Source organism: Stenotrophomonas sp. 05L414_2 (genome assembly GCF_056397905.1).
Genome location: NZ_JBFTOJ010000197.1, coordinates 1 through 6,808 on the forward strand (window position 1 = coordinate 1; position 6,808 = coordinate 6,808).

Annotated in this window: 6 protein-coding genes and 1 pseudogene; 4 read left to right on the forward strand and 3 right to left on the reverse strand. The window is 69.0% G+C overall.

Annotated features, from left to right (window positions below; translation table 11 throughout):
• Nucleotides 1-111: 111 nt before the first annotated feature.
• Nucleotides 112-1,050, forward strand: a complete 939-nt coding sequence (gene panE / locus AC1DJN_RS19445; RefSeq protein ID WP_025877580.1) for a 2-dehydropantoate 2-reductase — start codon at nucleotides 112-114, stop codon at nucleotides 1,048-1,050.
• Between the two features lie 10 nt (nucleotides 1,051-1,060).
• A complete protein-coding gene (locus tag AC1DJN_RS19450; RefSeq protein WP_442252342.1) occupies nucleotides 1,061-1,978 on the forward strand; it encodes an NAD-dependent epimerase/dehydratase family protein in 918 nt (305 codons plus the stop codon).
• A 78-nt stretch (nucleotides 1,979-2,056) separates the two neighbouring features.
• Here AC1DJN_RS19450 and AC1DJN_RS19455 read toward each other — a convergent pair whose 3' ends face one another.
• Nucleotides 2,057-2,854 (reverse strand): TatD family hydrolase, encoded by a 798-nt coding sequence (locus AC1DJN_RS19455; protein WP_025877584.1) that lies wholly within the window; start codon nucleotides 2,852-2,854, stop codon nucleotides 2,057-2,059.
• 68 nt (nucleotides 2,855-2,922) lie between these two features.
• On the opposite strand from AC1DJN_RS19455, the gene hrpB reads away from it, so the two are divergent.
• On the forward strand, nucleotides 2,923-5,430 hold the full coding sequence (gene hrpB / locus AC1DJN_RS19460) for an ATP-dependent helicase HrpB (protein WP_478039852.1): 2,508 nt from the start codon (nucleotides 2,923-2,925) through the stop codon (nucleotides 5,428-5,430).
• Between the two features lie 128 nt (nucleotides 5,431-5,558).
• Nucleotides 5,559-5,948 (forward strand): hypothetical protein, encoded by a 390-nt coding sequence (locus tag AC1DJN_RS19465; protein ID WP_025877588.1) that lies wholly within the window; start codon nucleotides 5,559-5,561, stop codon nucleotides 5,946-5,948.
• Between the two features lie 90 nt (nucleotides 5,949-6,038).
• Here AC1DJN_RS19465 and AC1DJN_RS19470 read toward each other — a convergent pair whose 3' ends face one another.
• The gene (locus AC1DJN_RS19470; RefSeq protein WP_312962901.1) at nucleotides 6,039-6,578 is read right to left on the reverse strand and encodes a pseudouridine synthase; all 540 of its coding nucleotides are present in this window, start codon (nucleotides 6,576-6,578) and stop codon (nucleotides 6,039-6,041) included.
• A gap of 82 nt (nucleotides 6,579-6,660) precedes the next feature.
• A pseudogene (locus AC1DJN_RS19475) lies at nucleotides 6,661-6,808 on the reverse strand (methyltransferase); the annotation flags it as partial.

A 6,808-nucleotide genomic window follows, 5' to 3' on the forward strand; every position in this document is an offset into this window, starting at 1 on the left:
CGCCCGACCCAAACACAGCTTGCGCTTCAAACCACCACGAGGGGCTCAGCCGTTGGCCGCAAACTCCGGCACAATCGCTGCAGTGAATCCCCCAACTGCAGTGAGCGTGCAATGCGTATCCTGATCCTCGGCGCCGGCGGTACCGGCGGTTACTTCGGTGGTCGCCTGGCCCAGGCTGGCGTGGACGTGACCTTCCTCGTGCGCCCCGCGCGCGCCGCGCAGCTGGATCGTGATGGCCTGGTGCTGCGCAGCCCGGTGGGCGATGCCACGTTCCCGGTGCAGCACGTCACCGCAGATGCCCTGCCTGCGCTGGCTGCGGACAAGCCGTTCGATCTGGTGATCCTCAGCTGCAAGGCCTACGATCTGGACAGCTCGATCGATGCCATCGCCCCGGCGGTGGGCGCGGGTACCACCGTGCTGCCGATCCTCAACGGCCTGCATCACTACAACGCGCTCGACGCGCGCTTCGGCCGCGACGCCGTGCTCGGCGGTCTGTGCTTCATCAGTGCGACCAAGGCGCCTGATGGGGCCGTGCTGCACCTGGGCAAGCCGGCCAAGCTGACCTTCGGCGAACGCGATGGCGGTGCGATCTCCGCGCGCGTGCAGGCGTTCGCAGCAGCGTGTGCGCAGGCCAATCTCGATCATCTGGCCAGTGAGCACATCGGCCAGGAACAGTGGATCAAGTACACGTTCCTGACCGCGCTGGCGGCGGCCACCTGCCTGCTGCGTGCGGACATCGGCACGATCGTGGCCACCGATGACGGCGACGCCATCGTGCGTGGGCTCTATGACGAATGCCTGGCGGTGGCCGAAGCAGCGGGTGAGCCGGTGCCGCAGGCGGCGCAGGACACCGCGCGTGGCACCCTGACCCAGGCCGGTTCGGCGTTGAAGGCGTCGATGCTGCGCGACCTGGAGGCAGGCCAGCAGGTGGAAGCGGCCCAGATCGTCGGCGACATGCTGGCGCGTGCGCGCGCCGCGGGCCAGGAAGCGTTGCTGCTGCAGGTCGCCTACAGCAGCCTGCAGGCCTACCAGGCCCAGCGCTCGGTGTGATCCGATGAACATGCCTGGCCCGTTGCCGAAGCGCGTACTGATCCTCGGCATGGGCTGGAGTGGCCGCGTGTTGGCCGCGCGCCTTCAGGCCCAGGGCGTACACGTGGAAGGCACGGTGCGCGATCCGGCGTCGGCACCTGACGATGGCCTGCTGCGTCATCAGCTGCGTGCTGACGCCGCGCTTGCCCCGAGCCTGCTCGCTGCGATTGCCCATGCCGACGCGGTGCTGTGCAGCGTCCCTCCCGATGCCGAGGGCGACCCGGCGCTGCGCCTGCTGCATGCCGCGTTGCGCGACAGCAGTTCACTGCGTTGGCTCGGTTACCTGTCGTCGACCTCGGTCTACGGCGACCGCGACGGTGGCTGGATCAATGAGCACAGCGTGGCCGATGCCACCGGGCCGGCAGGCATGCAGCGTCGCCTCGCCGAAACGCAATGGCGTGCGCTGGCGGATGCGCGCGGTATCGCCTCGGCGATGTTCCGCCTGCCGGGCCTCTACGGATCCGGGCGCAACGCGCTGCTGCAGCTGGCGCAGGGCCGCGCGCGGCACGTAGTGCGGCCAGGGCTGGTGTTCAATCGCCTGCACGTGGACGACCTGGCTGCGGTGGTGATCGCCGCGATGCAACGCCCCATGGCCAACGCACTGTATCTGCCGAGCGATGACCAACCGGCACCGCCGCAGGATGTACTGGCCTTCGCTGCGCAGCTGGGGGGTTTCGCCATGCCACCCGCGGTGGCCTGGGACGATCCATCAGTCAGCGCGACATTGCGGCGCTTCTACCAGAGCAGCAAGCGCATCGACAGCCGCAGCACGCGCGACGCGCTGGGCTGGACGCCGCGGTTTCCAACGTATCGGGAAGGGCTGACGGATATTGCCGCTTCGCTCGCCGGGCATGGCCCGGCGCTACCGGATCCGGGCACTCCCGGCTGACGGATATTGCCGCTTCGCTCGCCGGGCATGGCCCGGCGCTACCGGATCCGGCCAGCGGCCGGCACTACCGTTTGCCGATCAGGCGGCGTCCGGCAACCGGAAGAACGCACGCGTGGCAGCCGTGGCGTTTGCGGCCGTGGTCTGCACATCCTCGCCACGGTCCCGCGCCAGCTCTTCCACGATGTGCGACAGGAACACCGGTTCGTTGCGGCGATCCTTCGGCATCGGCTTCAAGGTGCGCGGCAGCAGGTACGGTGCGTCGGTCTCGATCATCAACCGGTTGGCCGGAATGTTCTTCACCAGCTCGCGCAGGTGACCGCCACGGCGCTCGTCGCACAGCCAGCCGGTGATGCCGATGTACCAGTCCTGGTCGAGATAATCGAACAGCTCCTGGCGCTCGCCGGTGAAGCAGTGCACCACGGCCGGACCGATGCGGCCTTCGAAGTTCTTCATCTGTGCCATGAAATCGGCATGCGCGTCGCGCTGGTGCAGGAACAGCGGCTTGCCATTGTCTGCAGCCAGCTGCAGCTGGCGCTCGAACGCGCGATGCTGCGCCGGGCGCGGCGAGAAATCACGGAAGTAGTCCAGCCCGCACTCTCCCACCGCCACCACTTCGGCATGGGCGTGCAGTGCGCGCATCTCCGCATCGCACTCGTCGGTGTACTCCACCGCGTGGTGCGGGTGCACGCCGGCAGTGGCGTACAGGAAGCCCGGGTGCTGCTGCGCCAGCTGCAGGGCCAGCGGCGAATGCTCGCGGCTGGCACCGGTGATGATCATCTGCACCACACCGGCCTGGCGTGCGCGGTCCAGCACGGCGTCGCGGTCGCGGTCGAAGGAGTCGTGGGTCAGGTTGGCGCCGATATCGATCAGATGCATGGGGGCAGCAGAGGCAGGAAAACCCGCGCATTGTACCCGTGCCCGCCATGGCCCCTTATCCTTTGCAGATGAACGCCCCGCAATTCCCCATCTCTCCGCTGCTGCCGCAGATCCAGCAGCACCTGGCCGTGCACCCGCGGCTGGTGCTGGAAGCCCCGCCTGGCGCGGGCAAGACCACCCAGGTGCCGTTGGCGCTGCTCGATGCGCCGTGGCTGGAGGGTCGCAGGATCATCCTGCTGGAACCACGCCGGGTGGCCGCGCGCAGTGCCGCGATGTTCATGGCGCGCCAGCTCGGTGAGGAGGTCGGCGGCATCGTCGGCTACCGCATCCGCTTCGAGAACAAGGTATCGGCGCGCACGCGCATCGAGGTCGTCACCGAGGGCATCCTGACCCGGATGCTGCAGGACGATCCAATGCTGGAGACCGTGGGCGCGATCCTGTTCGACGAATTCCACGAGCGCCACCTCAGTGGCGACCTGGGCCTGGCGCTGGCGCTGGACGTGCAGTCGCAGCTGCGCGATGACCTGCGGTTGCTGGTGATGTCGGCGACGCTCGATGGCGAACGCCTGGCGCGCTTCCTCGATGCACCACGACTGAGCAGCGAAGGCCGCAGCTATCCGGTGGCAATCAGCCACTTCCCTGCCCGGCGTGACGAGGCGCTGGAACTGCAGGTGCGACGCGCGGTGCAGCAGGCGCTGGCCGAGCACCCCGGTGACCTGCTGGTGTTCCTGCCCGGCCAACGTGAGATCGCACGCGTGCAGGCAGGCCTGCAGGACAGTCTTGCTGGCGCTGCGGTGGACGTATTGGCCCTGCACGGTGAACTGCCGGTGGAACAGCAGGCGCGCGTGCTGCAGGCCGCCAGCGACGGCCGCCGCCGCGTGGTGCTCGCCACCAACGTCGCCGAATCCTCGGTGACCCTGCCCGGCGTGCGCGTGGTGATCGACAGCGGCCAGGCGCGCGAGCCGCGCTACGACCCCAACAGTGGATTCACCCGCCTGGACGTGGTCGCCATTGCGCAGGCCTCGGCCGACCAGCGTGCCGGCCGTGCCGGGCGCGTGGCCGAGGGCGTGGCCTGGCGGCTGTGGCCGCAGTCGCAGCGGCTGGAACCGCAGCGTCGCGCCGAGATCGACCAGGTTGAACTGGCCGGCCTTGCGCTGGAACTGGCCGCCTGGGGCAGCAGCGACCTGCGCTTCCTCGACCCGCCACCGACCGGGCCGATGGCCGCCGCACGCGAACTGCTGCAGCGCCTGGGCGCGTTGTCGAGCAGCGGCGCGATCACTGCACTTGGCCGTCGCGTGCTGGCGCTGGGCACCCATCCGCGGATGGCCGCGATGCTGCTGGCCGCAGCTGATGCCCGCGCGCAGGCGTTGGCCGCCGATCTGGCGGCATTGCTGGAAGCTCGTGACCCATTGCGCCAGGGCGGTGATGCACTGGCCGCACGCTGGCGCGCACTGGCGGCCTTCCGCAACGGCCGTGCGCCGGCCGATGCCAATCGCAGTGGCCTGGCCGCCATCGATGCCGCTGCCAAACAGTGGCGCCGTCGCCTGCGTTGTGACGCTACACCGCCCGCCAGCATCGAGGCCCACGAACTGGGCGACCTGCTGGCCCATGCCTTCCCCGACCGCATTGCCTTCCAGCATCCGAACGACCCGCTGCGTTACCTGCTGGCCAACGGCCGCAGCGCCCGCCTGCATGAACTGAGCGACCTGCGGGGCGAACCGTGGCTGGTGGCCAGCGAACTGCGCTTCGAGGCGCGCGACGCGCTGCTGCTGCGCGCCGCACCGGTGGATGAAGGCTTTCTGCGCAGGCACTGGCCCGAGCGCTTCGTGACCGAAGACGCGGTGCGCTGGGATGACACCCGCCGCGCCCTGGTCGCGCTGCGCGAAACACGCTTCGACCGCATCGTGATGGACAGCCGTTCGGCTGGCCGGGTTGATCCGCAGCTGGCGGCGCAGGCACTCACCGACGCCGTTGCCGAGCTCGGCCTGCAGGCATTGCCATGGACCGACGGTCTGCGCCAGTGGCAGGCACGGGTGGAATCGCTGCGGCGCTGGATGCCCGAGCTGGGCCTGCCCGACTGCAGTGATGCCGCATTGCTGGCCAACCGTGCGCAGTGGCTGCAGCCGGCGTTCGCGGGCAGGACACGGCTGGATGCACTGGACGAGGCCAGTTTCGGCGAAGCGCTGAAGTCGCCACTGGAATGGTCGCAACGGCAGCTGGTCGAGCGCCACGCGCCCACCCRGATCACCGTGCCGTCGGGGCTGGAGCGGCCGATCAGCTACGCGCTGGACGGCGAAAGCGGCGAGCCGCTGCCGCCGGTGCTGGCGGTGAAGCTGCAGGAGTTGTTCGGCCTGGCCGATAYGCCACGCATCGCCGATGGCCGGGTGCCGCTGACCCTGCACCTGCTGTCGCCGGGTGGCCGGCCGTTGCAGGTCACCCAGGATCTGCGCAATTTCTGGGAGAACACCTACGCCGAGGTGAAGAAGGAGATGAAGGGCCGTTACCCGCGCCACCCGTGGCCGGACGACCCTTGGACGGCTACGGCGACCCACCGGGCCAAGCCGCGCGGGACGTGATGCGCGCCGACACCCCGCCCGTTCCTGAATGGCTGCGGTAGAGTCACACCACGCGCCCGCCTGACTGACATACCGTTTACGGGCAACAGGCGACACTGGACTTCGACCCGAGGCAAGGACACCCCCGCATGAGCAAGCTGACCGTAATCACCGACCGCGCCCTGGAGCGCGCCCTCGACCTGGCCCATACCGCAGGCGATGGCCTGAAGAGCGCGGGCGGCAGCCTGCGTCACCTCGGCCCGCAGGCCAGCGACTGGATCAAGACCGGTGCCGCCCTTGGCGCGGTGAAGACTGGCGGCAAGGTCGCCACCAAGTTCGCCCGCCGCAATCCGGCGGTGACCATCGCGGCAGCTGCCGTGGGCGTAGGCCTGCTGGGCTATGCGCTGTACCGCAAGCAGCAGAAGAAGAAGGCCGCCAATGGCCATGTGGTCAACGGCCAGGCCCAGCGCATCAACGCGCGCGATCGCCGCAACGACACCGTGGTCGACGAGCACAGCGATATCGGCAGCGACGCCTGATTGACCGGGGTCGGATCCCTTCCGCAGGAAGGGCTCTGACCCCATGACGCTGCACGAGGGTCGGACGCCGCAAGGCCTCCGGCCTTTTTTTCAGCCGATCTGCCGCCACTGCCCGGGCTGCAGGTCATCCAGCCGGTATGGCCCCATTGCAGCGCGTACCAGCCGCAGCGTCGGCAGGTTCACCGCAGCGGTCATTCGCCGCACCTGGCGGTTACGCCCCTCGCGGATCGTGATCGCCAGCCAGCTGTCGGGCACCGTCTTGCGGAAGCGCACCGGCGGATCGCGCGGCCACAGTTCAGGCGCAGGATCGAGGCGCTCGATTTTCGCCGGCAGCGTCGGCCCGTCATTGAGCATCACGCCATCGCGCAGCTGCTGCAGCTGCCCGTCGCTGGGCGTGCCTTCCACCTGCACCCAGTAGAGCTTGTCCGCCTTGTGCTTCGGGTCGGTCAACTTGTGCGCCAGCGTACCGTTGTCGGTCAGCAGCAGCAGGCCTTCACTGTCATGGTCGAGGCGGCCGGCAGCGTAGACGCGCGGCGGCAAACCGAAGCCGGCCAATGTCGGCCGCGGCGGCACGCTGCGGTCGGTGAACTGGCAGAGCACGTTGAACGGCTTGTTGAAGGCAATCAGCATCGCGGGGACGGCAGGCGGCGGGCAGGGCATTGTCCCATGCCACGCCGCGCGTGCTCGCCGGGCATGGCCCGGCGCTACCGGGTCACGGCTTCACGAAACGCAGGGTCATGCGGTCGCTTTCACCGATGGCCTGGTACTTGGCGTCATCCGCCTTGTCATGCTGGTTGGTCGGCGGCAGGGTCCACACGCCATTCGGATGATCCTTGGTATCGCGCGGGTTGGCATTGACC

Excerpts from the sequence above, each read along its gene's own strand:
- AC1DJN_RS19455 (WP_025877584.1), bottom strand. The coding sequence starts at position 2,854 with ATGCATCTGATCGATATCGGCGCCAACCTGACCCACGACTCCTTCGAC.
- AC1DJN_RS19450 (WP_442252342.1), top strand. The coding sequence starts at position 1,061 with ATGCCTGGCCCGTTGCCGAAGCGCGTACTGATCCTCGGCATGGGCTGG.
- AC1DJN_RS19465 (WP_025877588.1), top strand. The coding sequence starts at position 5,559 with ATGAGCAAGCTGACCGTAATCACCGACCGCGCCCTGGAGCGCGCCCTC.
- panE (WP_025877580.1), top strand. The coding sequence starts at position 112 with ATGCGTATCCTGATCCTCGGCGCCGGCGGTACCGGCGGTTACTTCGGT.
- AC1DJN_RS19470 (WP_312962901.1), bottom strand. The coding sequence starts at position 6,578 with ATGCTGATTGCCTTCAACAAGCCGTTCAACGTGCTCTGCCAGTTCACC.